A 25,920-nucleotide genomic window follows, 5' to 3' on the forward strand; every position below is an offset into this window, starting at 1 on the left:
GTATGGCCAAATTTACCCTGATACCCAAACCAACGTTTAAAGCCAATGTTCTCATTCCGGTGGCAGGCAAAAAAGAGCCAGAGGTGGTCACTTTCACCTTTAATCATAAAGCCATGAGTGAACTGGAAACCATGCGCGAGATGCCGATTGATGAATTTTATCGGCAGATTATTGCTGACTGGGCGATTGAAGCGCCTTATCACGCTGATAATTTAAAGTTGTTATTTGACAACTATCCCTCAGCTGCCAGCGCCATTAGTACAACGTATTATAGCGAACTATTAGGCCAACGCGAAAAAAACTCCTAGCGGTCGTTGAGGCCATGTATGGCAGCATGACCGAGACCGACATCCACAACTTTGAGGCAGCCTTCGGTTTTACGCCGGAAGACAGCGAGGTCGAAGTCTGGCCAGATGTCTGGGAGGCTTCTCTTACCTTTAATGCGCTACGTACTCAGTGGCGAATGGGGGTGAATGGGCCAACAGGGCTGGATTACAGCGTGTTATCCCACATCATCGATTTTTTGGGTATTAATCAGGATAAAGGCGCTTTATTTAATGATATCCGTGTGATGGAAGCAAAAGCCTTAGAGCTCATGCACCAATAAACCTGATTATCAATACCTTATGGGCATCAATCGTTATGTTGGTTATTTTTTATCATTATATAATTTAGTTAGAGTTTCTTCTAAGGCTTCTTTTATTTTATCTGCTTCTGTTTTAGCTATAGATTCAATCGTTTTACTTGTAGAGGTTTCATTTACCGCTGACTGTAATATCATAACTATCTCAGAGTTTAAGGAACGCCCATTTTGGGCAGCTCTTACTGTTAGCTTTTCTTTAAGATCGTCTGGCATTCTTACACCAAATGGAGTAATGCTTCTCATTCCCTTCATAATTCCACCTATATTGTGAATTGATTGCACAGTGTAGCCAATAAAAAATTGACTTCATATTATCACCGTGTTACTATAATGATAACGTAGTGTATGGAGTAATAACTATGAAAACGAGAGATATTGCGCCGCTAGGCGTGAGGATGCAGTCAGAAATAAAAGAGGCATTAAAGAAAGTAGCAAAAGAACAAGGAAGATCGCTAAACTCAGAAATAGTCCAAAGACTAAAAGAGAGTTTGAAGAAAGAAGGGGTTGTAATTGCTTAAATGGTCGAAGCCCCAACTATTAGTGGTAGTCAGGGCTTCCGGTTTAGTCCGAAACTTTAGAGAAACGAACTATGAATACTATATCAACAATTAACGTACCTTTCCACGGTAACAATTTATATGTTGTAAATTATAATGGCGAACCGTACGTGCCAATGAAGCCTATTGTTGATGGCATGGGAATGGATTGGGCATCCCAATTTACTAAGTTAAAACAAAAGTTTAATTCAACTATTGCGGAAATCACAATGGTTGCTGAGGATGGCAAGGAACGCAATATGATTTGTCTCGCGCTTCGTAAACTTGCTGGGTGGTTAGCAACGATTAGCCCAAACAAAGTTAAGCCAGAAATCCGTGACAAAGTCATCCAGTATCAACAAGAGTGTGATGATATTCTCTATGAATACTGGACTACGGGTCAGGTTAAAGCCAAACCACGTAAACAAGTTAAACAAATTGCTGGATGTATCACAGCAGAACAGCAAGAAGCTATCAAACAACTGGTACTGACTCGTGGTAAGAGTGTGGCACATGAACATCAGGGCAAGGCCACTATTACGCTCTGGTCAGCATTGAAAAGCCATTTTGGTTGCAGCTACAAAGAAATCGCCGAAGAAAAATTTACTGAAGCCTTATCGCTTGCTGCTCGCGTACCGATTGAGGGTGAATTTATCGGCAAAACTTCTTTGCAAAATAATTTACCCGCTATTTGTGGAAGAATTATTCTCGACTACGAAAATGGCAGTGTAACACGAACAGAAGTCGTCCCTTCTAATTATTTTATCGGGGATATTGAGACATTAATGGAATATTTAGAAAGACGGGGGGTCGTGGTGCTTGCTGATGAAACGGAACGCCGAAACTTTGTCAAAGAGAATCTCATGCGGTTGATTAACTGATTAAACGATAAATCAATCATTTGAGTACCTTAATGTATAAATCACTTACTCAGCCAGCCCTGTGCTGGCTTTTTGTTGCAAGGAACCCGTTATGACCGATATCGCCACGATTTCATTAAAAGTGAACACGGCGGATTTGGAAAGAGGTGAGCAGAAGTTAAAATCCTTTCAGGGCACAGCAGAAAAGGTTGAAAAGGCTTCCTCAAACCTGGAGGGCGGATTAAAAAAAGTCAGCCTGGCCTCATTAAGAAATGCCGAAATCATTAAGACGCAAAAAAGTGAACTTAATGACCTGTTAAATCGAATTAATCCCACCAATAAAGCGTTTGATGAACTGGATAAAATTAGCCGTAAGCTCGCCGCTTCACATCAAAAAGGTTTACTCCCGCTTGACCAGTTTGTTGATTACAACACGATACTGGAGGAATCAAGAGATAAGCTAAGCCGGATGAATCTGGCGCTTACCGCAGAAGGGAGAGCGTTCCTTGCCCAAGAAGAAGCCTCAAAACGAGCAAAGTTGGCCGCAGATAATTTTCTAAATACATTAAAACAGCAATTAGACACGATAGGCAAGACGCGAACTGAAATTCTTGAATTGAAAGCGGCCCAGATGGGTATTTCTCAACAAGCAGCGCCGATAATTGCCAAGTTAAAAGAACAAGAAAAAGCGTTTATGAATGGCGCGGTAACAATGGGGCAATATCGTCATGCAATGCGTATGTTACCGATGCAAATGACGGATGTTGTGACTTCATTGGCTTCTGGTATGCCCGCCTGGATGGTATTCGTTCAGCAAGGTGGACAGATAAAAGATTCGTTTGGCGGTGTGGGTAATGCCTTTAAAGCAATAGGCTCAATATTAACCCCTACCCGATTGTTGATGGGGGGATTGGCAGGTGTTACGGCAGCGGTTGCCATCGCCGCTTATAAAGGCTCTCAGGAATTTAGTGAATTTAACAAACATCTTATTTTAACGGGTGGTTATGCAGGTAAAACGGCGGGGCAACTTGACAGGTTGGCCAAACAGCTGTCAGGAAATGGCGTCACACAAGGGGGAATGGCGGATGTAATCACTAAAGTTGTGGGGTCGGGTTCATTTTCTGGCAATGAAATTGATAATATTGCCAATGTCGCTGCCAGAATGGAAAAATTGGTGGGTCAATCTGTTGATGAAACAATAAAACAGTTTCAGCGCATCAAAGATGACCCAGTTAAAGCGATTAACGAACTTGACAAAAGCCTGCATTTTCTGACTGCAACACAATTAGCGCAAATATCGACATTACAGGAACAGGGAAGAAAGCATGAAGCGGCTAAAGTTGCCATGGAAGCCTATACAAATGCAACGAATAACAGAACCCAGCAGATAAAAGCGAATTTAGGTTATCTTGAATCAGCCTGGGCAGCCGTTAACGATAAAGCAAGACTCGCCTGGGATAGCATGTTAGATATTGGTCGTGAACACACATTAGACCAGAAGATACGCGAATATGAAGAAAAATTAGTCGCATTCCAGGTAAATCCGGTTGCAAGATTAAATTATTATCATGCCTCAGGAAAAACAGAGACAGATATAAGGCGTGAACTTGATTTACTGAAAGAGAAAAAATATCAACAGGATATTGAAAATCAGAGAAAGCAAGCGGTTGTAAGGGCTCAAGAGGCAGAAAAAGCACGGTTCAGGGTTGACGAGGCGCTTAAACGCAAATATGAAAATGCGGAAGAAAAGCATCAAAGTGAGCTTGAAAGAATAAGAAATTCAGGCGGTTCAAAATCCGTAGTCGATGAAGCAATAAGGCGTGAAAATGCCCGTTATGCGAAAGAAAAATCAAGTCCAGATTCAAAAGCTGATACATACCGCCCGTCTTTAGGCACCCGTTGGGAAGAGGAAGCGCAAGCCAGAAACAGAGCACTACAGTCAGAACTACGAACGTTACAGGATGAAAGTCAATATGTTGGGATTATCAGCCAGCAACGCCGAGCGCTTTTTAAAACAGAAAACCAGTTAGCTATTCTTGAAGAGGCCAGAAGTGGCACACACCAACGCCGACTGAGTGAAGATGAGCAATCGTTATTATTAAAAAAAGAAGCGATTCTGGCACAAAAGCGTGAAGCCGCAGAAATAGGCGATAAAATTGAGAAGCAAAGACAACTTAATGCCTTGCGGTTATCGAACGATGGACTGAAAGAAGAAATCAGACTTCGGCTGGAGAGCATTGGCAAAACCGAGATGCAAATCGCTAAAGAGCACGAGCTAAAGAAATATCGTGAAGAAATGGCGCGTAAAGGGATTGAACAAGAAAATCCTGAGTATGGACGAGGCCTAACGCTCATTGATGAGAAGTACAAAAATGAGGAGTGATTGCGGAAAAACTGGGAAGCCGGGATTAAGCGAGGATTTACAAATTTCGAACAACAAGCGACTGATGCTTATGGCAATGTCGCCAATGTTACCCAATTTGCCTTTGAGGGAATGCGTCAATCACTGACTGATTTTTTGGTGACAGGGAAGGCTAATTTTGCTGACTTTACAAAATCATTACTTGAGATGATGGTGAAGTTAATGACGCAAATGGCGATGCTTCAAGCGATGAAAGCGGCTTTTGGTGGGCAAACCGAAGGTTGGCGCGGAGCAGTCGCGGGTATTTTAGGTTTTTCATCAGGCGGATATGTGGGCAGTGGGGGTAAATATGCCCCGAAAGGTATCGTTCATGGTGGGGAGTTTGTGTTTACCAAAGAAGCGACTCAGCGGTTAGGTATTGCTAACCTGTATCGTCTGATGGATGGAACCAGGCGGGGTTATGCGTCTGGTGGATATGTGGGCACGTCTTCAACGCCCATGTACGGTATGCAGCCCATAGCAAGCGGTATCAATGTCAATTTAGGCGGTATCCATGTTGATGGTCAACCGCAGCAATCCAGCCCTTCCAATGTCGATATGCGCGCAGCTGAACAATCCTTAACCCATAAAATTAAATCTGTTTTAGTCGCAGAGAGTCGAGATGGCGGTGATTTGCATAAAATTATCAAGGCGGTCAATGGTAGGTGTTATTAATCCGATAAGCGTATTTTCTATGCAGCAATTAGCTTCTTTTGATATAGTTACCTATGAATAAAATTAATGGTTAGCTAGATGATGGTTAAATTAAAGGAAAAACAATGAAAAAAACGTTATTGTTTTTAATTCCGACACTATTTTCTGGCGCAGTAATGGCAAAAGCCGGTGAGAGTACGCTATCTTTTGGGTATTTGAATGTAAAGTCTAATGAGGTTAAAGACCAAGTTAATCTGTTAAGAGAAAATGCAAGCAAAGCGGGTGATGAAATGAATCATCACTTTGGCAAATCGGCAACTCTTTCCTTAGATAGTTACCATAATTTAGGCGGCGCTTTTATGCGTTACCGGTATGAAATAGATGACGAATCGGGCATCATAAGCTCAATCGCTTATTCAACTAAAGACTACAATGCCACGGCAAAAGCGAATAAAAATGATAACAAAGATAGAATACATGCTAGAGGTAAAGTATCCGGTGATTATGTTTCTTTGATGGTGGGTCCCACTTATCGCGTTAATGACTATGTCAGCCTTTATGGACTAATCGGTGGCGCCTATAAGAAAGCTTCTTATGAATCGAATTCACAAGAGTTCAGAGATAATAAATTAGTTAATAGCGCTAAATATTCAAATTCAGATAACAAAACACAGTTAGCCTATGGGGTTGGTATGCAAGTCAACTTCTGGCAAGGGGCAACTTTAGACGTGGGCTATGAACGTTCAGGCAGTGGCGAGTGGAAAACGGACGCATTCACGGTTTGGCGTAGGGTATAAGTTTTAAGCTGTAGCTCAACCTGACAGTTACTCGCTATTACTGTTATGACTGTCAGGTAAATCCAAAACCTTAAAATTAGAAGTAATTGACGATTCAATTATGTATTCTTTTGACAAAGAACCAGTAATCGATAATGTTACTATTTGTTATTAGGGCTTTGTTATTTTTTTTCTTGGTCATATTTGTTAAGTAATTGCTGAAGCATAGAATAGATTTTGTTGAGTTTTTTTCCTGAAATTGAATCAATATCACTTGTAAGTTCTGTATTAGTTAAGTTTTCTCGAATAGATCCATTAATATTATTTTTAACAAAAGGTTGCTTAGGTATGTAATACTGAGCATGGATGGCTATACCAATAATTTTCATTTCATTGGTAAATTTTATAGTTGGATAAAATTCATTTAACGGGGATAAATACCATTCTCCTTGATCAATGATTAATTGCCTAAATGTTGAACCTAGCTTCATAGCGCCGTCGACTAAAACTAAATCTCCGCTATCTATTTTGTCATTAGGTTCAAAAGTAATTATCATTCCGTCATAGAAACCATTTCCATCGGGAGTAATCATTGAATTACCTCGTAACTCAAGTGCAAACGCTTTTTCGCTTGCATTTGAGGGTGCAGCTATAAAGCCTATGGGAGATATATTATTTGATCTATTCAAAAATGAAATTTGTATGTGAGTATAGATTGGTATTTCATGAACAGTAATTGTATTTTTGATATTGCGGAAATCAGGACTATCACCTATTCCCATTGATAGCCATTCAGCTGTAGTTCCTAGTGCAGCAGCCAATTTAATTAGTACTTTCTCTCTAGGTTTTGAATTTCCTGCTTCATAAGCAGCTATTTGTCTACGAACAACACCAACTTTTTTGGCTAAATCACCTTGAGTTAATTTAATGCGTCTTCTAGCCAGGGATATTCTTGATTTAAAATTGTCGTCAATTATCATATGTGAACTCTTTAAAATTCATATTGACACATTGTGAGTCATGGTTTATAAATAATATTATATCATGAAGATGTGAATTTGAAATAGTTCATAGGAGAGAAATGTGAAAAAGGATCACGAGTTTCGCACCAATAAAAAAACGCGCTATTTTTAAGTTTAATTCAGCATGATATATAAATAGACAAAACCTTATAAATTAAATACAAATTATTGTAATTTAATAAAATTTATGTGTTTTAGTAACTTACAGATTAACCATTGCTTTTAAGCCATTTCTAGAACTTTATATGCCTGTGCGAAACTCGTGAGGATGAAAGACCATCTCCGTATCCATTTAGAATGAAACCGGAAATGCGGGAATGGTTAGATGCTAAAGCCAAAGAGAAACGTAGATCTACGCAAGTTCAATTAGAATATATTCTAGAAATTGTTAAGGACAAGGAGATAAAAGGTGAATTTCAGGTTCCATAAATACGAAACCCCAACGGCTGCCACCATCAGGGTTTCTGAATCTTTAAACATCCCAACGAAAGGAAGTAAAGATATGTCAATCATACAAAATCAGACCAACACCACAAGTATTTTAGCATCTGCCTTACATGATGTCACTATGTCAAGTATTGACTTTCTGAACAACTTTATAAATCCAGCACGTGTATCAGCTGGTGAATCGGAGATAGAAAATCGTCATTTTATTGCTCGTATTGAAGACGAAATCGATGATTTAGGGGTCGCGGAAAAATTTTACGTGACCACTTCTCAGGGGGCAAAACGAGCTGTTAAAGGGTATGCTCTCAATATGGAACAAATGACTTTGGTTGGCATGCGTGAATCAAAATCAGTACGTCGTGCTGTATTACAAAAACTAAAGGCGCTTAATAAACCCATTATATCACTTGATGATCCGGAATTTCTTCGTAGTACACTTCTGAGTTACACTGAAAAAGTTCTTGAGCGTGACCATCAAATAGCGGAAATGAAACCGGATGTAGCCGCCTTAGAACGTATCGCTAAATCCAATGGTGCTATGTGCGTGACTGATACAGCCAAGCAGCTACAAATAAGTCCTAAAGCCCTGTTTGATTTCTTGAGTGGGAATAAATGGATTTATAGACGCTTGGGCAGTCCCTGGATTGGTTATCAGGACAAGATTCAACAGGGGTTGATTGAGCATAAACTGACAACCATTACCCGCACTGATGGAGTTGATGAAACTAAAACTCAGGTTCGTATCACACCAAAAGGAATTGCTAAATTGGCAAAACTGTTAAGCGTGGAGGTGGCAGCATGAATAACGCTCTCTCTACGCTAACCTTCCAGAATTTTACCTTTAATCCTATTGTTGATGGTGGTCAAATTTGGCTTACATCTACTGAGCTTGCCCAAGCATTAGGTTATAGCCGAACAGATAGCGTCAGTCGGGTTTATTCACGTAATTCAGATGAGTTTACTGACTCAATGACAATGACCGTCAATATGACGGTCGTTAGAAAAACGGGTGAAATTGATATGTTGGTGCGGTTATTTTCACTTCGAGGGGCTCACTTGATTGCGATGTTTGCAACGACGCCAATAGCCAAACTATTTCGTAAATGGGTACTGGACATTTTGGATAGAGAAGTCAATGGAAGTAATTTGGATGAGCATTTGCTGCTTAGAAATATCACAACAGCATTTACTCACATTAGTAGGATTAGAACTATATGGAATCAATCTCTTTCTCCTTCTTTGAGAAGATTAAATACAAAAATAGATTCAGAGTTAACAGGAAGATTAGCAGATCTCCATGGCTCAGTGTTTAGTTCTCTAAGACACCTTGAGATGCATTCAACGGTAAAATTGATAAATTAATTTTACTAAAAAACAAAAAAGTCACTTAATCGTGGCTTTTTTTATTTATGGAGTCAACTTAATGGACGAATTTAGATGGCGAACCCAGATTCAAGACAGCCCAACGGGCGAGTACAGGCACCGAATCAAAGAAGTTGAATTTGGTGATGGTTACAAACAGGTATCCGCCGATGGCATTCATCCCGAAACGCAATCATGGCCCTTCTCATATTTAGGTAAAAAAGCCGACGTGATGCCTATCTCTGATTTTATTCGCCAACACACCGTTAAATCATTTATCTGGATACCCCCATTTGGTGTCAAGGGAGTGTATCGGGTCAAAGCCGATTCAATCAAAATGACGCCGGTTGCGCGTGATGTCATGAAAATATCAGCCACGTTTGAGGAGGCTTTTTCGGCATGATAATCCATTCAGATGTACAAAAATTAGAACCCGGTGAAAAAATCCAGTTGGTGGAAGTCGATGGCAGTGCTTTTGGTGGTCCGGTTTTGCGTTTTCATGCTTACAATCTTCGTTACACCCCCGAAGAAATTGAAAAGGCAGAAGATAAATTAAAGCCGAAGCCTATCTGGTGGCAAGGTAACGAATATGGCGCATGGCCTTATGAAATTTCGGGTTTATCAAAAAGTAGTGAGGGCAGCCAAGCCAGACCGATTCTTAAAGTGGGGAACATTGATAGTCTGATATCATCACTGTGCCTGGAATTTGATGATATGGTTCAGGCAAAAGTAACCATTTATGAGACCTTTTCGCACTATCTGGATAGCAAATTTTCCTGATGATAATCCCACCGTAAATCCGGATGAATGCTTTAAACAGGTATTTTATGTTGACCGCAAAAGTCATGAGGAAGCGGGGGGAATTATTCAATTTGAACTGGCTTGCCCGTTTGATTTACAAGGCGTTATGTTGCCAGTGCGTCAAATTCATCATCTCTGTTACTGGTGCATGCGGGGTGGGTATCGTTCAGGCAATGGGTGTGCCTATAATGGCCAACGCTATTTTGACGAGAAAGGCAATCCGGTTAATGACCCCGCCTTAGATGTTTGTGGCGGCCTAATGAGCGATTGTAAAAAGCGATTTGGTGAAAATGCACCCTTGGATTTTGGCGGATTTCCTGCGGCAGGGTTAATACGATGATAACAAAAAGTCTTACCGAAGCAATATTTAATCACGTTAAAACGGCATTTCCGCAAGAAGCCTGCGGGGTTATTTGCCAAAAGAGCCGTGTAAAACGCTATTTTCCTTGCCGTAATCTTGCTTTAAATCCGACTGAATATTTTGAACTATCACCCGAAGACTATGCCAATGCGGAAGACTGGGGAACGCCTGTTGCTATCGTCCACTCACATTGTGGCGACGGCGTGACAACACACCCAAGTGAAATAGATAATCTGCAATGCGATGCCAGTGAATTACCGTGGATAATTGTGTCGTGGCCCGAGGGGGATTTGCGTATTATTCAACCAAGAGGGGAGCGTGAATTAACGGGAAGAGCGTTTGTTTTGGGTTACGCCGATTGCTGGACTCTGATTGTTGATTATTTTCGTCAAGAACACGGTATTACATTGAATAATTATAGTGTCACTTATCCATGGTGGGAGCAAGGTGAAAACCGTTACATGGAGAATTTCACCAAAGAAGGTTTCGTTGAAATTAATGACACACCAAAAGTAAGTGATGTGGTCATTATGCAGGTTCAGGCTGATGTCGCCAATCATGCGGGTGTTTTGTTGGATAAAGGTATGCTGTTGCATCATCTGTACGGGCAATTAAGCCGTGTCACGCCCTACAGTGATTACTGGCGCCACCGCACCGTCAAGATTGTCAGAAGGAAAGAATGGGCATGAGTGAACTAAAAACGGTTAGGCTGTATGGAAAACTGGGCGCAAAATATGGACGCGTCCATCAACTGGCCATTAGCTCCCCAAGAGAAGCCATTAAAGCGTTATGTGTGCTTTACTCAGGCTTTGAGCGTTATCTGGCGGATGCGCATTTGAGAGGCGTAGAGTTTGCGGTCTTCAAGGGAAAGCGGAATATAGGCGAAGATGAATTTCACCTGAACACAAAAGAGGATATTCGAATAGCGCCGATAATTAAGGGCAGCAAACCAGGTGGCTTCTTTCAGACGATGTTAGGGGTGGCCATGATAGGAGCAGCAATGATGCTGGGACCTGCTGGGTGGGCAGCGTTTGGGGCAGGCGGGTTTATGGGTGGTGCTTTAGCGTTAGGCGGTGCGTCAATGGCATTAGGCGGTATAGCGCAAATGTTGTCACCGCAGCCGCCTGGGGCTTCCGTTCGTCAGGACGCCGATAATAAACCGTCTTATGCGTTTGGCGGTGCGGTGAATACGACAGCGCAAGGTAATCCGGTGCCGTTATTGTATACCTTGGATAGAAAAGAGATAGGTGGGGCAATCATATCCGCGGGGATTTACACCGAAGACCAACGATAACATTCATTATGGACATTGAGTCGCTGAGGCGACTTTTTTTATGGGTGAAATATGACAAGTCTTATTTTTGGGGCTAAAGGCGGTGATGGCGGTGGACATAAACCCGTAGAGTCTCCTGATAGTTTGCTATCGGAATCAACCGCAAAATTACTCTTTGCTATTTCTGAAGGAGAAATTGCCGGGGGGTTAGATGCTACCCGTATTTTTCTAGATGGTACGCCTATCGGTAATGCTGACGGCAGTAAAAACGTTGAGGGCGTGACGTGGGAGTTTCGTCCGGGCAGTGAGCAACAGGCATACATCAAAGGTATTCCGTCAGTTGACAATGAAATTAGCATCAGCAGGGAGTTAAAAGATGAACAGCCGTATATCAGGTCGATAAATAATATCCAGCTATCCGCTATTCGGTTACGTTTTTCGGTACCACAACTTCTTGAACAACATGATAATGGTGATACCTCCGGTTACCGCATCGATTATGCCATTGACCTGTCAGCGGATGGGCGTGGCTACAAGGAAGTGTTGCATGCTGCCTTTGATGGGGAAACAACCAGTGAATATCAGCGCACACACCGTATCGATTTGCCTGCTGCCAAAACCGGCTGGCAATTGCGTGTTCGTCGTTTCACCCCTAACAAAAATACGGCGCGAATTGCCGATAAAGTGGTTGTTGCCGCCATTACTGAGGTGATTGACGCAAAATTAAGATATCCTAATACCGCTTTATTGTTTATCACCTTTGATGCAAGACAATTTAATAATCGCATCCCTAAAGTCAGTTTGCGCCCCAAAGGTGGTTTGCTGGTAAAAGTACCCGCAAACTATGACCCTGTAAACCGAACTTATTCGGGCGTCTGGAATGGCACCTTCAAGTTGGCCGCGACGAACAATCCCGCCTGGATTTTTTATGACCTGGTTTTGAATAACCGTTACGGTTGTGGAGAGCGGATTAATAGCACACAGATAGATAAGTGGGATTTATACCAGATAGCCCAGTATTGCGATGAAAACGTTCCTGACGGTCAGGGTGGTTCAGGTAAAGAGCCTCGTTTTTTATGTGATATTTATATTCAGTCTCAGGAATCGGCTTATCAGGTATTGCGTGATATTGCGGGCATTTTTAGAGGCATGACTTTTTGGGCGGATAATTCTGTCAAAGCGGTGGCTGATATGCCCTCGGATGTCTTTCGGATTTTCACGCAAGCGAATATCGTCGATGGAAAGGTGACATATTCAGGCGGTAGTCAGCAAAACCGTTATACGCAGGTGCTGGTTTCCTATTCGGATGCCGATAATCACAGTCATGATGGGATTGAGGCGGTCTCTGATAGCAAACTGCAGCGCCGTTATGGTGTGCGTAAAACGGATATTTCGGCGATGGGTTGCACTCGGCAATCAGAAGCAAACCGACGTGGACGCTGGATATTATTAACGAATGCTTATGACAGGACGATTACCTTTTCAACAGGGCTTGAAGGGGCTATTCCAACGCCTGGACAGATTATAGGGGTAGCGGATGCAAATCTTGCAGGGCGAATTATTGGTGGCAGGATTTCATCTGTTGATGAGAGAAAAATTACGCTCGACAGGCAGGCAGATGTTAAATCGGGTGACAGACTTATCATTAACTTACCCGATGGAAAATCAGAAGCAAGAACCGTCCAGACGGTTAACGACAATATTATCACTGTAACAGCCCGTTATTCTCAACCGATTGAAAAAAATGCGGTTTGGACAGTAGATGCCAATGACTTGGCGATTCAGCTTTATCGCGTAATTAGCCTTCAGGACAACGCCGATAATACATATACCCTCACGGGGACTTTCCATAATCCAGATAAATATGCGCATGTTGATTCGGGCGCCAGGATTGATAAAAGACCAATTACTGTCATCCCACCGGGTGTTCAATCGCCCCCTAAAAACGTACATATCTCTGCTTATACCCAAATCAGTCAAGGGATTGCTGTTACAACGTTAAGCGCTGACTGGGATGCCACAGAAAATGCGATTGCCTATGAGGCGCAATGGCGAAGAGGAAATAATAACTGGGTAAGTATACCTCGAACATCTACATCCAGTTTTGAAGTTCAAGGGATATATGCCGGACGTTATCAGGTAAGGGTAAGAGCCATAAACTCATCGGATATCTCATCAATCTGGGCGAATGCGCCTGAGACAATACTGAAAGGTAAGGAAGGCGAACCCCCTACACCTGTGAATTTCAGCGCTTCCACGTTGGTGTTTGGGATTAAGTTAGACTGGGGATTCAACGAAAATACGGAAGATACGTTAAAAACAGAGATTCAGTACAGCAAAACCAATGACGGCGAAGGCTTGATATTACTGGCTGATATCCCATATCCATCAAAAAGTCATGAAATGTCTGGGTTGGCCGCAGGTGTAGTCTTTTATTTTCGCGCAAGACTCGTTGATAAATCCGGTAACCCGTCACCGTGGACAGAATTTGTGCGGGGTGAGTCAGAATTCGATGCCAGCAGTATCATTGATGAAATTGATAAAAAAATTAACGATACGGAAGCGATTAAGTAGCTAAAGAAAGGGATAGACAGTAGCACAGAAGCGATACTCGAAAACGCGAAGGGACTTAACGGCAATACGCAGTATTTCATGCGTCAAAATGGCAAGATTAAGGCGGAAATTGTCAGGGTTGACAATTATGTGGTAACCGAGACTAAAGCCTTGGCTGAATCTATCCATCAGGTCAGAGCGACAGCAGATAAGTCCTGGGCAGCCGCGCAAAACTCGCTACAAGCCAAATATGACATGAAAAAGGGTGAGGCTTCTGCAACCTGGACATCGTTAGTCAAGATTGTTTATGACGGCGTCTCTTATGATGCAGGCATGGTGATTGGTGCTGAGCTTAAAAACGGTAAAGTCAGCACACAAATTGGCTTTAGCGCCCAAACATTCATCGTATACAATCCGGCTAATGGCAAGATGGAGCCGGTTTTTGCCATCAAAAACGGTCAGGTTTTTTTACGCACAATATTTATTGATAAAGGAACGATTGAAGAATTATTAATCGGCTCTGTTATTCAGTCAAAAAATTATCAGGCGGGAAACACGGGTTTCAAGATAGATAGTGAAACAGGTATCGCAGAGTTTAATCGCTTACTCATTAATAAAGACTTTAAAATTATGGGTGACGCCTCAAAAATTGTGTTGGATAACACAGGGCTTGCCGTTTATCCCACTTCTGGTGGCGTAATAAAATTAGGCAGGAGGCCATAATGTCAGATTACGGTTTGTTTGTTGATTTGAAAGACGGTTTTAAAACCTTTGAAATAACCAGTAAAAGTCGAATACTGACAAAACTTTTAAGTACAAATAACCACGATCTAAAAAAAAGAGATCATAGCTTCACCATTCCTGAGGCAGATAAATATAATCTAATCATCGTCCCTAAAGTCATATCTAGACTTTATCAAGTATCCAGGAGTTATGCTGTACGTCAACTGAGACTTGAAAATATAGGAGTTGAAGGAAATCAATTAAAGTGCAATTGGGATCGTTGGGGTATTCACTGGTTTTGGGGTGGCAGAGGCGGAGGGGTTTCAGAGCGAGGAACATTTTTGTACGGTGAACAGTACGAAAATGTGTATAAAATAGATGTTTATGGCTATCCAAAACAAGCAACGAGGGGTGACTATGGATTATTTATGGGTGGTTTAGGCAATGCAGTAGCAATAACTCAGCAATCAAAGTTAGGGTATTGTGTTTTTAGAAAGAAAATATCGATAAGTGCTAATGGCACTTATAAAATCCCTAACACTGTTCCAAGTATTGGTAAAAGTCTCGTTTTTATTAGACCAACAAATCAAAATGCAGTTGTTTCTATCGCTAGAGACAATAAAAATATTTATAGCAATGCGAAAACAGATGTTTACGTACTGGTATTCACGACGGATTTTACGCTAGTACCCGCGGATTACGGCCTACATATTTATAATACAAAAGGCACACTAAGTTATTCATCGCATTATTTGCCGTTTTTAGTAGGCGCTAATATAACATTAACCCAATGGGGAGTAACGGCGCCATTTGCACGCCCAATGTTACAAGCAAATGAATGTGCAGAAATGATAGATCGCGTCTATCAGGGCTGGACATATTGCAAAGCAGGCGGTTATCGTTTTCAAGGAAATAAAATAACTATTGAGCAGGGAAGAAATCTTGAATGGGTATTTGTGGATACATCAGCCATTGATGATATCACTTATAGCACTCCCTCATACGTTATTGACTTCGATCTTTACTTCTAGAGAAAAATTATGATTTATTCAGATGGCACAGTCACAATAGTGTCAGGGTCTTCTATTGTAAAAGGCTCAGGCACCAAATGGAATAGCAATAATCCACTCATATCACCCGGCATGTTAATGTTGATTAAAAATGGTGACGTGAATTATCCTTACATGATATTGGCAGTCAACAGTGATACTGACACGAGTTTCGCACCAATAAAAAAACGCTCTATTTTTAAGTTTAATTCAGCATAATATATAAATAGAAAAAATCTCATAAATTAAAAATAACTTATTGTAATTTAAGTAAATTTATACGTCTTAGCAAGTTACAGATTAATTACTGTTCTGAAGCCATTTCTAGAATTTTATATGCCCGTGCGAAACTCGTGACTGAATTAACGTTAGCAGATAAGCCGACTTTTAGCGCAACAGAGACCACTTACAGCATTAATCTCACTGAACCCAATAATAATTCTGACGCTGCACGCGCACTGGTTGCCGCTAACACTTACATCCTCTATTTTTTGCAAAACATGGATTTGTGGATGGGGGATAATGGTGTCGTTGAAATCACGTTGCCGAGCGGTAAAACAGTCAAGTTAGCGTCAATTAAAGCGCTACAAGCGCTAGTGGAAGGAAAAGCTGATGCAAGCAGTGTTGAAGAGATAAAAACAGCACTAGAAAGTCCCGCGGACAAAAAAAGCGTAGAAGACATAAACAAAACCGTCGCAGATAAATTTGATAAAAATAGCGTTTTGCAAGCAGTAGGTAATGCTACTGATAAAGTCATGAGTCAAAAAGCATCCACTGATATTCTTGCGAAAAAAGATTCAAATGAACAACTTAGAGCTGGAAAAATAAGTGTCTCACATTCTACCGGTGACTCAGTTATATGGTTAGGCGATGCTAAAGAGGGTTATGATTTAGTCTATGTCCGTTCATCTAAACGTGGTTTTATACGTAATAATAGGCTTAGCGTAGCCACTTATTTTCCAGATAAAGATGGAACATTTGCTTTATTGTCAGACATTCCAAAAATGATAGCGGATGCTAACGGTTTTTTTAAAAGAGCCTCGCCGATAGTAAAAATCCATCCCGATGGTAGTTTTGAAACCAACGAAGAATCAGAAGGGGCAAGAGTCCGACGAACTGGAATTGGCAGCTATTTTATTTCCGGCGTCATGGGTTATAACGCTGATGGAGCATGGGGTGTGAATGGCGGAATATCAATCCCTAAAGATATTAATGGATTAGAACTTATCTACGTCAGAGACAAAATCTTATCCAATGGTGATATTGAGATTCAAACATTTCACCGACAACACACCCATTTACCTAAAGATTTTCAAAACTGGCGAATTAAAGAAATTATTGACGGCAAACCAGTTTATTACGCTGACGGTGAGCAAGTTGATATCCCACCCTCGACATGGTTAGACGTGCGGGTGCAAATGCCCGTTGATTCAATTTGGGAGCAGCAGCAAAGATTGAAAGCGAAATAGCCCTTCACAAAAATTTTTATCTGAAAATCGGATACATTGAACATCAAAAAGACTTTCCTTCTTACTCGAAAATTTCGTTAGTTGATTAAACCCTATCATGGGATAGCGGGTGTGGTAAACAACTTTTCACATTAAAAAATCGATCGAATCGATCAAAATAATTCATTTTATTTTTGTATTAGATTTATGGAAAACTAAATACCCATGCGGCATTTACTTCTAAATATCAGTTTTATTTAGTTAAATAAATCAAAAAATGGAGATAAAGTGAAGAAAAAGACTATACTAGCCTGTGCGATTATGGGAATTCTGGCAAATGTTAACGCTGAAGAAGTTAAAACCAAGGGTGAGTTTTCATCAGTATTGGGTACAACAGCCGAAGCTTCCGGATACGCAAGCACTGCTATTGGTGAAGAAAGTAAAGCCACCGGTACGTTTTCATCAGCATTAGGTGAAGGAGCCGAAGCTTCCGGATTCGCAAGCACTGCTATTGGTAGGCAAAGTAAAGCCACCGGTAAGTTTTCATCAGCATTAGGTGAAAGAGCCGAAGCTTCCCAACCCGGAAGCACTGCTATTGGTGAAGCAAGTAAAGCCACCGGTAAGTTTTCATCAGCATTAGGTGCAAAAGCCGAAGCTTCCGGATACGCAAGCACTGCTATTGGTGAAGGAAGTAAAGCCACCTGTAAATTTTCATTAGCATTAGGTACAAGAGCCGAAGCTTCCAGATACGCAAGCACTGCTATTGGTGAAGGAAGTAAAGCCACCGCTCACTTTTCATCTGCATTAGGTAGAAGAGCCGAAGCTTACGGTGAAGAAAGTACCAGCATTGGCGTAAACAGTAAAGCAGCCAATCACCTTTCATCTGCATTAGGTTCAGCAGCCGAAGCTTCCGGATACGCAAGCACTGCTATTGGTGGAGCAAGTAAGGCAACTGGTAAAGACTCAATTGCAGTTGGCTCAAAATCAATAGCACAAAGAGAATATACCAGAGATATAACTGATACATTAAGAAAACAACTTCCTTATAAAGATGCATTAATTAGAGAGTTCTCTATGGGTTCTGTTGTTCAAGATAATAAGAGTAGCACTGCTGGCACGAATGTAATATTGAGTCAAATCACTAATGTTGCCCCGGGTACTGAAGACACTGATGCGGTTAATCTTTATCAATTAAATAAAGTAAAACGGGACGTTGATGAGAGAATCGGCGAAGTAGACAAAATCAAAAATGATGCTAAGGATGCATTGGATGTAACAACTCAACACCGTGATAATGCTAATCTAGCGCTAAAGGAAACTGAGAAACACCGTGATAATGTTTATGGTGCCTTGACAAGTGTAAAAATGCATGAAAATAGCGCTGATTTACTCGTTAAACGACTAAAAAGAGAGGCATCATTGGTAGACGGGAAAATTACTCAGAGTTCCGATGGGACAATGTATATTGGCAAGGAGTTAGAAGGCAGTCAAATTTTTGTCTCTGGCAAGCAGGGTGACAGAGTGATAAGCGGTGTGGCTAGTGGTGCAAGAAACAGTGATGCAGTGAATGTTTCTCAATTAAACACGGTCAGAACAGCTGCCAATTATGCAAGCCAACTGGCGCAAAAAAACAGCTCACGGATAAATCATCTTGAGGATAAGTTATCGAAAACTAACACGAAAATTGAACGAGGACTCGCGACCTCTGCGGCGCTGACCGGACTTTTCCAGCCTTATGGGGTCGGTAAAGTGAATTTCACGGCAAGTATTGGGGGATATGGTGCTTCTCAGGCCCTGGCGGTTGGTACAGGCTACCGTATCACTGAAAATGCCGCCGTTAAAGCGGGGGTTGCTTATTCTGGCGGTAATCATGTGATGTATAACTCGTCATTTAATTTTGAGTGGTAATCCTGTTAAGTTTTACAACAGTCCCCAGAAAAACGCTGGGGACTTTTATCTTTTCTCAATTACCCCATTCAAGGGGCATCCTATTAGCAGCGTTGGAGGAAATGGGTCAATTCCGCTTTATGCCAGTTTGAAAGGGCACCATTTAGCATTAACTGGTTATCCTGTGTAGTCTGAGATAACAGAGTTTCTATCTCAGCAATAACTCTATCTGCATTTTCGCGTTTGCGGATAATCTGTTTAATTGCTAATTTCTCTGCATCGGCTATTTTATCTTGAAGCTCTTCCGTTACATGCCAGATACGCTCACACTCAGAAGCGATAGAAGGGACTAGCCGTACTTCCATCGGATAGGGTGAGGGAATGCCGGTGACTTCTCTTAGTGCATACCAGATAGCATTATTCCATGCATCTCTGAAACGAAAGTTTTGAGTCATCAGCGCAATGATACGAGCGAGATTTTGCGTATCTTTATTACTGAACTTTTCGTGAGCTTCGGGTTGGTATTTTGGTACAGAATGTAACTCTGCTTCCATGCGGTTAAATTCAGCAATGTAGGCTTCTTTAAATGCAGCTGCTTTTTTGCCAGTAAATCCCATAACCAAGAATACGAAGCCATCTTTGGTCATTTGGTACATGGGACGTTTTTCACCTTTTGCGTCGATATAATTAACCTCCGCAAAATTGCGGGCGTTAAATTCTGCTGAAGAGTCAATGTTACGCAGTTTCTTTAAAATATCATCGTGACGTTTGCCAAAGTAATCGGCGACATCTCTAGAATTAGTAATAGCTTTGCCATTGTGAACAGTAACTTTTGGATTAATAGTAGATAATTGAAGTGTCATAAGACCTCCGATGGTTACTTTATTTTACCACCACCTAGAGGTTTCCAATCTCGTTGGGTGGTGAACTGAACAGGGTTGGAAACTACCGGAGTAACCGCCGGCCAGCTTTTCAGCTGCCCCATCCAGCCCACCATTGAATTGTGGCTAGATTTACGACACTAAAAAGCGCGCTCGCGGTGTGTACATGTCGCGGTTACTAACACGGGGTTTCCAATCCCGACATCTGATTTATCAGATGCAAATAAACTATAGCGCATGATTTCTTCTTTCGTCAATGGTTATTATGCTGCAATCCCGTTCATCATTACACCTAACAATCTAGGAAACTGGTTATCGTAGAAATGGGGTTGAGTCTGACGGGGATTATTAGGGTCAGTTAGATTTTTACCAAACTGTAATCCTTTTTCTGTCAATGACCAGAATAGTTTTTCTTTATCAGGATGCTTACCGCTCGGGCGTGATTTACGTTCAGCAAGTCCTAGCAGTTGTAGCCGCCGATAACCAGATTGTGCCGTATAGGGTTTGCCATGAAGCAATAAAAGCTCCGTAAAAGAATGCGTCACTTCGCTTGAACCCGTTAAACTCCCTTCTGGTGCATCAATAACGTAAGCTGGCAATATATCCGGCATACCAAGCGATGACTGTAGCTTTTTCATCGCGCCAAGTAGACCAGAAGGGGCGATACGTAGCTCCTGCTTGTAAAAAGCGATCATGGCCAAGCCAGCTTGTACTTTTTCGACAAGTACCCCGTTATTGCTTTTTACCGAATCCCTGAACCGCTCATAAACTTGAACTTCAAAAGCGGGGTCTATCCATGCTGCATATCGAATGGCGATAATTTCAACAGCCCAGCTGCCAGATTCAAGGCCACCTTTGATGATATTGACCGAAGCTATTTTCGTAGCTTCGCTTGCTTTTTGTACAAAATTACTTACTCCTTCTGATTTAAGGAAGTTTGATGGGCGCTGAGATTCTGTCGCTTTACCTTGCGCAACGGCAGCACGATGTAAATCATTCAGACAATACCGCCCGAAAGCATCTTGACGAACAACGGTATTTTCAATAACAACTAATTTAGACATAACTATTTCTCCGTAATGAAACGAATGGTTAAAGTGGTTTGGGGATTAAAAAAGAGGGTAAATTTAAACTGAGATTTCAGTCAAAATTAGGAACTCACTATAAGCTGCAAGTAATTGATTTATAGTGAGTGAAATCGCTTATTTTCGCGTGTAAATACGTATATTAAATGAGCTATATTTTTTTAAGCAATTGATATATAAATATTTTATTTTTGTTAGGTAACTACCTAATGAATAGTTTCATAAAATAAAAATACTTATATATCAAATATATAAAAAGTGATTATCACTATAATTCACTATAATTCACTATAAATTTTAAATTTCAATCCAACTATTATTCCTATCATCCTGATATTTAGCTGTCATTTCTGCTGATTTATGGCCTAACAATTTGCGAGTAAATTCACTTCCATTTTTATCTGTATGCAATCTTGCAGACAAACTTCTTATTTCATGAAAAGAAGGTGGCGTTCCTTCCCATGTTAATTTTGTTTTATCTCTAAAATTTGTAAATTCTGTTGATATTCTTACTGCTGTAATTTGTTTTTTATTTTTTGTAATAACAAAGTTAGCTTCATGATTAATGTTTTTCAAAATATTGCATAATTTTGTAGACTCAATTTCAAGATCCAGTGGAATAGCTATTTTAGTTTCGGTTTTTTGTTGAACAATCCACAATTTCCCATCATGAATATCTTCCCATTTCATTTTTGAAATATCAGATACCCTCTGACCTGTAACTAAAGCCAGTTTCATTGCATGAGTTAACCAATGATTATCATGGTTAATAAAGTTTAAAATAGTATTAAAGTCATCGAGAGACAGTCTGGCTCTCCGAATTTTGATTTTTGGTGTTTTTGTTAGCTCAGCAGGGTTTAATTGTACTAAACCACTAGCTAATGCTTCTTTGAAGCAGTCAATTAAGGATATTCTCAATACTTTTGCTGTTGTTATTTTTCCATCTTTAATAAATTCATGAATAAAATCAGCAATGTTTTTTGTTGTAATATTTTGAATTGGTGCATCAATAAATCCTTTTCTGATTACACCTATTCTCTGTCGATAGTCTTTTAATGTTTTCTCTCTCAATCCTCTTGTTTTCAATATTTCTTCGTATCTATCTAAAAACTCATGGAAATAGACAGATCCCTGTCCATCGATCCTTTCTGTTAGTGGTTTTACCTTGTCTGCATTGAGTAACAACTGATTCGCACTGATAGCCTCGCTAATTGCATAGGCTTTGTTTCTGCCTAAACCGTATTCTTTACGGGTACGTGGGTCTCTATACGAATAGTAGCCATTTCTTTTATACAGGTTAGGGGGTAAATCCCGATTTTTTATCTTTCTGGTTCTGGTCATGACCTATCCTTCCTAGCAACAAACTCTGATGGCTAATTTCGTTAAGACTGTTGACCTTGACGGCATATTCTTCGACAAGGTACTCTCTACCGTCCTTGATGGGTGGTGGCTGTATGAGTCCATTTCTTGCCCAAATTCTGACGGTATCCATTCGGCGTGGTCTATCCCTTCGAGCGTTCCATTCCGCTAAAGTAATCATGTTTATTTATCCTCATTCAAAAACTCACACTATTCTCAGGCGCTTCATTGCCCGACAAAAACAGATAGCCTAAGCACGAATGATTATCTTCGTGCTTTGTTAGGTTAGGGCATATGATTTGTGGGGAAGATATTAGGATTTATTTGCTGCATCGTTTGATGCTTTGTTTTGATATTGCCAGGGTGGGTCTGCGAGTATCAGGTCATACTTCACGTCATCTCCTGTTAAACATACCCGCTTTTATTTTTATGCAAGTCGTCTGTTTTTTCTAATACAGTGATTTTATTGCCGCCATTTCCGGTTAATGTTCCGTTTTCTCCATTGGTATCAAATTGATATACCAATCCTTTGTTTGTTAATTTTTTCTTCCTCAATCTAATTATTTTCATCATTTCACCATAATAAATAACCTGCATCCCTGCTTTGACATGATGTAACGTTGTTCTGTATTCATGGGTGTTATTCATAGGATTTCTCCGGTTATTGATTAAATAAATGTAAGCTTTGATCAAAAAGTGATCATTTATGAATTATTTGTGATAATATCATTGCCGTTGTGTGTTGGTTAGCAGCAACATTTTTCCTGGTGTTGGCCAGCCTTGCGCTGGTCTTTTTTGAGTGATGCGGAAATACCAAATAGCAGTTGATTTATTGAATAATTGCTAGTGAAGTATGACAGGTAATGGCATACCTTCATCTTGCAGCATCTTTAAATAGCCTTCATGGAGAGTTGTCAGACTTTCACGACCAAAATCAGATAAAATCATCCCGTCTTCGGGTGTAGTCGTAATAAAACCGTTATACATCCCGATGGCCATTTCCAGCCCTTGCTCTCTGCCATACTTCTCAATAGCAATGCTTTCAACATGATTAGCTAAAGCAAAGCGTTCAGCCGCAGGGTAAATGGTTATTGATGATGTGTCGTTCGCGTAAAGCGCAGCAATATCGATGCCACCCTCCTCATTTTGAACTTCAACTGTTCCGTTCTTTTGGGTTTGCTCGATAATAAAGCAAGCGGCCACTATCCAGCGCCAGATGCTTACACGTTGGTCTACAGTCGGTGAAAAGTAATTATGCTCCCATCCCTTGGATATGGCTCCTACAAGCGTGCATCCAGATTTTAAATCGTTATCAAATTTACCAGAGTCGAGCATATTGATAGCATCGGCATAAGTGAAACATCCTTGTTTCTCGTTAAAAATACCGGTTGATATCGGCACAAAATCATTCATTATTTAGTTTCCTATTCTGAAATAGCAAAGCGCCCCATTTTGGGATGATACCACTGACTGCCACGTTTCTCAGCCTGAAGCATCATGTTATGCCGTGTTTTTTTAAAGGCTTCCTCATCAACCACCGACATTTGGGTAATTTGGCCGCCTGGGGCAACATGGGGCACTTTTTTGCAAGGCACATTCCACGCCATGACTAACTGGCGACATTTCGCATCACTTAAGCCATACTTTGTTTTAAGATAGCTATAGCCCTGGAAACCTGCTGGGATAGTGCCTTTTTTGATATGTTCGATTTCTTCTGAAACTTGCTCTACCTGATGTTCAATACTCTTTAACCGACGCTCCTGTGCAACGTTAGCTAATGCCATTGCGGCGATAATTTCATTGGCGCTTTGTGGTTTACTTTGCTGCTCCAGTTTATCAATTAGCGAGCGGCGAACCGCTTTAGATTCACGGGTGGCAACGCGGAGGGCTTGTTTAAGAGCCATTTCGATAATTTCAATATCAGCGCCGTTTTTTTGACCTACGAAAATTTCGTAGGTCTCTCCTTCGAGTTCATCTTTAATTCTGGCGATGAAATCGTTATTACGAATAGGATTTTCACCATATTCTTTTCTTGTCTCGTTAACCATGAACAGCAATTGTTGAGAATCTATTGTTTCACTGTTAGGAAGCATAACATTTTGTATATTTATTAAATTTTGCATAGAGTAATTTCTCAAAGTTAATTGATGAATGAGTATTGATTAAGTGGAATAGGTTAGGTGGGGTAATGACTTCTTGCTTTGTAACTATTTCTTCAATGTGTCGAGAAATACCCCCAAATAGACCAAGAGTGCAGGGACTATCATGATGCCAATAACCAGTAGCTCTTGCCCGCCTAAATGAATATTGCCTAATTCGCCACGTTTAAACCTGATTTGCGGGTCAATGACGGCATCGGCATGTGCAAGATGTCCCACTATCAGTTCGAAGGCAAACGCTGCGCTGATAAACAATAATGTCGTGATTAGTAATTTGATGATGTTAAGTTTCATGGTTGAACCTCGGTAAAATTAGCTTATTTCTTAACGCAAATCGCTTTGGCGTTAATATCCTTGAAAGTTTCAAATTCCCGCTGAAACTGTTTAGCGGCGAATTGGCACATATTTTCAGTGTCAAATTCCTGAGTATGAACACTTGTAAAGTCATTTGATGAGTAAGGGCTGGCGTACATGGTTAAGATTAAAATCCACATGGTAGGGCTCCTTGTCTAAAAGGGGATAGAATCATCAAAATCGGGCTCGATAATTGTGTTACTGTTTGGCTGGTTAGTGGTTGGTATACCCGTTTTACCTTGGCTTTCCTGCGGTTTCTTCTCTTTCCGGTTGCCCAATATTTCAACGTCATTGACTAAAAATTCGGGCGATATCCTTTGCTGACCGGATTTGTCTGTCCATTTATTCTCTTGATAGGCAGTGGTAACACGAACAAAAGTACCTTTTTGTGCATGCTTCTCAATATATTCGGCTATTTGTTTAAATGCCTTACAATTAATCCATGTCGTTTCGTCCATCCATTGACCGTTACTATCTTTCCTTGATTTACTAATAGCTAGAGAAAATGTGGTAAATGGAATAAAAATATCGTTACTGGGAATATAGCGGATATCTAATTTGCCGATGCGTCCGGTAAAGTTACATTGGTTCTGGTTTGCCATGGAGCCTCCACATATTGATTAATTTTGCTGAGTTCTGCTTTCAGTTTTTCAATAAATGCTTGAACGGCTTGTTCAATTTCGTTAACTAAATCATCATCCTTGATAATTCGGATTTTGTAGTAGGCCAGGTTAGGGGGGAGTCTGTCATCATAGCTGACAAAATCGCACCAGTTTCTGCCTGTACACATCATTTGCCCATGCATTTGTAACAGGTATTCGTGTTTGGGTTTTCCTGTGATAATGGTTTCAATGTGGGTAGTGGTGTTGGGGCATTTTATTTCGATAAGTCCATCATCATTCACCAAACCGTCAGGACTGGCACCAAATAGCGCAATAGTCGGGTGGGGAATAAAGCCCACTTCGGTAACTGTGACATCAAACTCATTGAGGCAATATCGTGCTCTGGCTGTAGGTTCAAGGGCAATGCCCCGTTCAATGGCCTGATTGGTTTTAATTTCTTCTCGTCGTCCGGTGAGCGTTTCACAGACTAATTGCATGAGGTAATTTCGTTGTGTTGTTCCCTTGCCTTTGGATAACACCTTGTGTAAATTGCTGGCGGTGACTTTCCCAAGTCTTGCCTGAAACCACTCGTCCGTTCTCTGCTTCATGATTAGCCTCATTTTTCATTGCAATGTTGCGATAAATAGCCATTTTATTTTCTTCGCCAATGATATCCGTCTCTTC

At 40.8% G+C, this 25,920-nt stretch carries 28 protein-coding genes and 2 pseudogenes; 17 read left to right on the forward strand and 13 right to left on the reverse strand.

Going from position 1 to position 25,920, the window contains the following annotated elements; translation table 11 throughout:
• Positions 1–2: 2 nt before the first annotated feature.
• Positions 3–308 (forward strand): phage tail assembly chaperone, encoded by a 306-nt coding sequence (locus V3224_RS08245; protein ID WP_334469810.1) that lies wholly within the window; start codon positions 3–5, stop codon positions 306–308.
• A gap of 26 nt (positions 309–334) precedes the next feature.
• The gene (locus tag V3224_RS08250) at positions 335–607 is read left to right on the forward strand and encodes a DUF1799 domain-containing protein (RefSeq protein ID WP_334469812.1); all 273 of its coding nucleotides are present in this window, start codon (positions 335–337) and stop codon (positions 605–607) included.
• A 42-nt stretch (positions 608–649) separates the two neighbouring features.
• Here the strand turns inward: V3224_RS08250 and V3224_RS08255 are convergent, their stop codons facing one another.
• Positions 650–895, reverse strand: a complete 246-nt coding sequence (locus tag V3224_RS08255) for an Arc family DNA-binding protein (protein WP_180560256.1) — start codon at positions 893–895, stop codon at positions 650–652.
• 107 nt (positions 896–1,002) lie between these two features.
• Here V3224_RS08255 and V3224_RS08260 point away from each other — a divergent pair, with 107 nt between their 5' ends.
• From V3224_RS08260 to V3224_RS08280, 5 genes are all read left to right on the forward strand, one after another.
• Positions 1,003–1,161 carry an Arc family DNA-binding protein gene (locus V3224_RS08260; RefSeq protein ID WP_334469816.1) on the forward strand — a complete coding sequence of 53 codons (159 nt, stop codon included), beginning with the start codon at positions 1,003–1,005 and terminating at the stop codon, positions 1,159–1,161.
• A gap of 71 nt (positions 1,162–1,232) precedes the next feature.
• On the forward strand, positions 1,233–2,060 hold the full coding sequence (locus V3224_RS08265; RefSeq protein WP_334469818.1) for a phage antirepressor N-terminal domain-containing protein: 828 nt from the start codon (positions 1,233–1,235) through the stop codon (positions 2,058–2,060).
• A gap of 91 nt (positions 2,061–2,151) precedes the next feature.
• A complete protein-coding gene (locus V3224_RS08270; RefSeq protein ID WP_334469820.1) occupies positions 2,152–4,422 on the forward strand; it encodes a phage tail length tape measure family protein in 2,271 nt (756 codons plus the stop codon).
• Positions 4,423–5,115: a phage tail tape measure protein gene (locus V3224_RS08275; RefSeq protein WP_334469822.1), complete on the forward strand. Its 693-nt coding sequence runs from the start codon at positions 4,423–4,425 to the stop codon at positions 5,113–5,115.
• Between the two features lie 104 nt (positions 5,116–5,219).
• Positions 5,220–5,891 carry an Ail/Lom family outer membrane beta-barrel protein gene (locus V3224_RS08280; RefSeq protein ID WP_334469824.1) on the forward strand — a complete coding sequence of 224 codons (672 nt, stop codon included), beginning with the start codon at positions 5,220–5,222 and terminating at the stop codon, positions 5,889–5,891.
• Positions 5,892–6,052: 161 nt separating this feature from the next.
• On the opposite strand, the gene V3224_RS08285 is transcribed toward V3224_RS08280, so the two are convergent.
• Positions 6,053–6,850: a LexA family protein gene (locus V3224_RS08285; RefSeq protein WP_334469826.1), complete on the reverse strand. Its 798-nt coding sequence runs from the start codon at positions 6,848–6,850 to the stop codon at positions 6,053–6,055.
• A 610-nt stretch (positions 6,851–7,460) separates the two neighbouring features.
• Between V3224_RS08285 and V3224_RS08290 the strand changes: the two genes are divergently transcribed.
• From V3224_RS08290 to V3224_RS08340, 10 genes and pseudogenes are all read left to right on the forward strand, one after another.
• Complete coding sequence (locus V3224_RS08290) at positions 7,461–8,141, forward strand: phage antirepressor KilAC domain-containing protein (protein ID WP_442890171.1); 681 nt, start codon at positions 7,461–7,463, stop codon at positions 8,139–8,141.
• Positions 8,138–8,701 carry a BRO-N domain-containing protein gene (locus V3224_RS08295; RefSeq protein ID WP_334469828.1) on the forward strand — a complete coding sequence of 188 codons (564 nt, stop codon included), beginning with the start codon at positions 8,138–8,140 and terminating at the stop codon, positions 8,699–8,701. Before V3224_RS08290 ends, V3224_RS08295 begins: the two co-directional genes overlap by 4 nt.
• A gap of 61 nt (positions 8,702–8,762) precedes the next feature.
• Entirely contained in the window at positions 8,763–9,104 is a 342-nt protein-coding gene (locus tag V3224_RS08300) for a phage tail protein (RefSeq protein WP_334469830.1), read from the forward strand.
• Positions 9,101–9,842 (forward strand): annotated as a pseudogene (locus V3224_RS08305) (phage minor tail protein L). The gene V3224_RS08300 and the pseudogene V3224_RS08305 overlap by 4 nt, the downstream one beginning before the upstream one ends.
• Positions 9,839–10,552 (forward strand): C40 family peptidase, encoded by a 714-nt coding sequence (locus V3224_RS08310; RefSeq protein WP_334469832.1) that lies wholly within the window; start codon positions 9,839–9,841, stop codon positions 10,550–10,552. Before V3224_RS08305 ends, V3224_RS08310 begins: the two are co-directional and overlap by 4 nt.
• Positions 10,549–11,157 (forward strand): tail assembly protein, encoded by a 609-nt coding sequence (locus tag V3224_RS08315; protein ID WP_334469570.1) that lies wholly within the window; start codon positions 10,549–10,551, stop codon positions 11,155–11,157. Before V3224_RS08310 ends, V3224_RS08315 begins: the two co-directional genes overlap by 4 nt.
• Positions 11,158–11,208: 51 nt before the next feature.
• Positions 11,209–14,412: pseudogene (locus V3224_RS08320) on the forward strand (host specificity protein J).
• The gene (locus V3224_RS08330; RefSeq protein ID WP_334468305.1) at positions 14,412–15,443 is read left to right on the forward strand and encodes a DUF6453 family protein; all 1,032 of its coding nucleotides are present in this window, start codon (positions 14,412–14,414) and stop codon (positions 15,441–15,443) included. Before V3224_RS08320 ends, V3224_RS08330 begins: the two are co-directional and overlap by 1 nt.
• 371 nt (positions 15,444–15,814) lie before the next feature.
• Positions 15,815–16,930, forward strand: coding sequence for a phage tail fiber protein (locus tag V3224_RS08335; protein ID WP_334468307.1), 1,116 nt, complete (start codon positions 15,815–15,817; stop codon positions 16,928–16,930).
• A gap of 267 nt (positions 16,931–17,197) precedes the next feature.
• On the forward strand, positions 17,198–18,817 hold the full coding sequence (locus tag V3224_RS08340) for a YadA-like family protein (RefSeq protein ID WP_334469837.1): 1,620 nt from the start codon (positions 17,198–17,200) through the stop codon (positions 18,815–18,817).
• A gap of 83 nt (positions 18,818–18,900) precedes the next feature.
• On the opposite strand, the gene V3224_RS08345 is transcribed toward V3224_RS08340, so the two are convergent.
• The 11 genes from V3224_RS08345 to V3224_RS08395 all read right to left on the reverse strand — a co-directional run bounded on the left by V3224_RS08345 (position 18,901) and on the right by V3224_RS08395 (position 25,856).
• The gene (locus V3224_RS08345) at positions 18,901–19,659 is read right to left on the reverse strand and encodes a Rha family transcriptional regulator (protein WP_334468311.1); all 759 of its coding nucleotides are present in this window, start codon (positions 19,657–19,659) and stop codon (positions 18,901–18,903) included.
• 281 nt (positions 19,660–19,940) lie between these two features.
• Entirely contained in the window at positions 19,941–20,741 is an 801-nt protein-coding gene (locus V3224_RS08350; RefSeq protein WP_334468313.1) for a KilA-N domain-containing protein, read from the reverse strand.
• Positions 20,742–21,059: 318 nt separating this feature from the next.
• Positions 21,060–22,103, reverse strand: a complete 1,044-nt coding sequence (locus tag V3224_RS08355) for a tyrosine-type recombinase/integrase (RefSeq protein ID WP_334469839.1) — start codon at positions 22,101–22,103, stop codon at positions 21,060–21,062.
• On the reverse strand, positions 22,060–22,254 hold the full coding sequence (locus V3224_RS08360; RefSeq protein WP_334469841.1) for an excisionase: 195 nt from the start codon (positions 22,252–22,254) through the stop codon (positions 22,060–22,062). The genes V3224_RS08355 and V3224_RS08360 overlap by 44 nt, the downstream gene beginning before the upstream one ends.
• A gap of 272 nt (positions 22,255–22,526) precedes the next feature.
• Complete coding sequence (locus V3224_RS08365) at positions 22,527–22,769, reverse strand: hypothetical protein (RefSeq protein ID WP_334469843.1); 243 nt, start codon at positions 22,767–22,769, stop codon at positions 22,527–22,529.
• Between the two features lie 195 nt (positions 22,770–22,964).
• Positions 22,965–23,534: a hypothetical protein gene (locus tag V3224_RS08370; RefSeq protein ID WP_334469845.1), complete on the reverse strand. Its 570-nt coding sequence runs from the start codon at positions 23,532–23,534 to the stop codon at positions 22,965–22,967.
• An 11-nt stretch (positions 23,535–23,545) separates the two neighbouring features.
• On the reverse strand, positions 23,546–24,244 hold the full coding sequence (locus tag V3224_RS08375) for a phage antirepressor Ant (protein ID WP_334469846.1): 699 nt from the start codon (positions 24,242–24,244) through the stop codon (positions 23,546–23,548).
• 84 nt (positions 24,245–24,328) lie between these two features.
• On the reverse strand, positions 24,329–24,574 hold the full coding sequence (locus V3224_RS08380) for a hypothetical protein (protein WP_334469847.1): 246 nt from the start codon (positions 24,572–24,574) through the stop codon (positions 24,329–24,331).
• Between the two features lie 23 nt (positions 24,575–24,597).
• A complete protein-coding gene (locus V3224_RS08385) occupies positions 24,598–24,774 on the reverse strand; it encodes a hypothetical protein (protein ID WP_334469848.1) in 177 nt (58 codons plus the stop codon).
• Positions 24,775–24,789: 15 nt separating this feature from the next.
• Positions 24,790–25,236, reverse strand: a complete 447-nt coding sequence (locus V3224_RS08390) for a single-stranded DNA-binding protein (protein ID WP_334469850.1) — start codon at positions 25,234–25,236, stop codon at positions 24,790–24,792.
• The gene (locus V3224_RS08395; RefSeq protein ID WP_334469852.1) at positions 25,188–25,856 is read right to left on the reverse strand and encodes a lambda exonuclease family protein; all 669 of its coding nucleotides are present in this window, start codon (positions 25,854–25,856) and stop codon (positions 25,188–25,190) included. The genes V3224_RS08390 and V3224_RS08395 overlap by 49 nt, the downstream gene beginning before the upstream one ends.
• Positions 25,857–25,920 lie beyond the last annotated feature (64 nt).

This window comes from Arsenophonus sp. PmNCSU2021_1 (assembly GCF_036919435.1).
GTDB classification, from domain to species: domain Bacteria; phylum Pseudomonadota; class Gammaproteobacteria; order Enterobacterales; family Enterobacteriaceae; genus Arsenophonus; species Arsenophonus nilaparvatae.

Coding starts and splice junctions, on each gene's coding strand:
- V3224_RS08245 (WP_334469810.1), top strand. CDS start 3: ATGGCCAAATTTACCCTGATACCCAAACCAACGTTTAAAGCCAATGTT.
- V3224_RS08250 (WP_334469812.1), top strand. CDS start 335: ATGACCGAGACCGACATCCACAACTTTGAGGCAGCCTTCGGTTTTACG.
- V3224_RS08255 (WP_180560256.1), bottom strand. CDS start 895: ATGAAGGGAATGAGAAGCATTACTCCATTTGGTGTAAGAATGCCAGAC.
- V3224_RS08260 (WP_334469816.1), top strand. CDS start 1,003: ATGAAAACGAGAGATATTGCGCCGCTAGGCGTGAGGATGCAGTCAGAA.
- V3224_RS08265 (WP_334469818.1), top strand. CDS start 1,233: ATGAATACTATATCAACAATTAACGTACCTTTCCACGGTAACAATTTA.
- V3224_RS08270 (WP_334469820.1), top strand. CDS start 2,152: ATGACCGATATCGCCACGATTTCATTAAAAGTGAACACGGCGGATTTG.
- V3224_RS08280 (WP_334469824.1), top strand. CDS start 5,220: ATGAAAAAAACGTTATTGTTTTTAATTCCGACACTATTTTCTGGCGCA.
- V3224_RS08285 (WP_334469826.1), bottom strand. CDS start 6,850: ATGATAATTGACGACAATTTTAAATCAAGAATATCCCTGGCTAGAAGA.
- V3224_RS08290 (WP_442890171.1), top strand. CDS start 7,461: ATGTCAAGTATTGACTTTCTGAACAACTTTATAAATCCAGCACGTGTA.
- V3224_RS08295 (WP_334469828.1), top strand. CDS start 8,138: ATGAATAACGCTCTCTCTACGCTAACCTTCCAGAATTTTACCTTTAAT.
- V3224_RS08300 (WP_334469830.1), top strand. CDS start 8,763: ATGGACGAATTTAGATGGCGAACCCAGATTCAAGACAGCCCAACGGGC.
- V3224_RS08310 (WP_334469832.1), top strand. CDS start 9,839: ATGATAACAAAAAGTCTTACCGAAGCAATATTTAATCACGTTAAAACG.
- V3224_RS08315 (WP_334469570.1), top strand. CDS start 10,549: ATGAGTGAACTAAAAACGGTTAGGCTGTATGGAAAACTGGGCGCAAAA.
- V3224_RS08330 (WP_334468305.1), top strand. CDS start 14,412: ATGTCAGATTACGGTTTGTTTGTTGATTTGAAAGACGGTTTTAAAACC.
- V3224_RS08345 (WP_334468311.1), bottom strand. CDS start 19,659: ATGACACTTCAATTATCTACTATTAATCCAAAAGTTACTGTTCACAAT.
- V3224_RS08350 (WP_334468313.1), bottom strand. CDS start 20,741: ATGTCTAAATTAGTTGTTATTGAAAATACCGTTGTTCGTCAAGATGCT.
- V3224_RS08355 (WP_334469839.1), bottom strand. CDS start 22,103: ATGACCAGAACCAGAAAGATAAAAAATCGGGATTTACCCCCTAACCTG.
- V3224_RS08360 (WP_334469841.1), bottom strand. CDS start 22,254: ATGGATACCGTCAGAATTTGGGCAAGAAATGGACTCATACAGCCACCA.
- V3224_RS08365 (WP_334469843.1), bottom strand. CDS start 22,769: ATGAATAACACCCATGAATACAGAACAACGTTACATCATGTCAAAGCA.
- V3224_RS08370 (WP_334469845.1), bottom strand. CDS start 23,534: ATGAATGATTTTGTGCCGATATCAACCGGTATTTTTAACGAGAAACAA.
- V3224_RS08375 (WP_334469846.1), bottom strand. CDS start 24,244: ATGCAAAATTTAATAAATATACAAAATGTTATGCTTCCTAACAGTGAA.
- V3224_RS08380 (WP_334469847.1), bottom strand. CDS start 24,574: ATGAAACTTAACATCATCAAATTACTAATCACGACATTATTGTTTATC.
- V3224_RS08385 (WP_334469848.1), bottom strand. CDS start 24,774: ATGTGGATTTTAATCTTAACCATGTACGCCAGCCCTTACTCATCAAAT.
- V3224_RS08390 (WP_334469850.1), bottom strand. CDS start 25,236: ATGGCAAACCAGAACCAATGTAACTTTACCGGACGCATCGGCAAATTA.
- V3224_RS08395 (WP_334469852.1), bottom strand. CDS start 25,856: ATGAGGCTAATCATGAAGCAGAGAACGGACGAGTGGTTTCAGGCAAGA.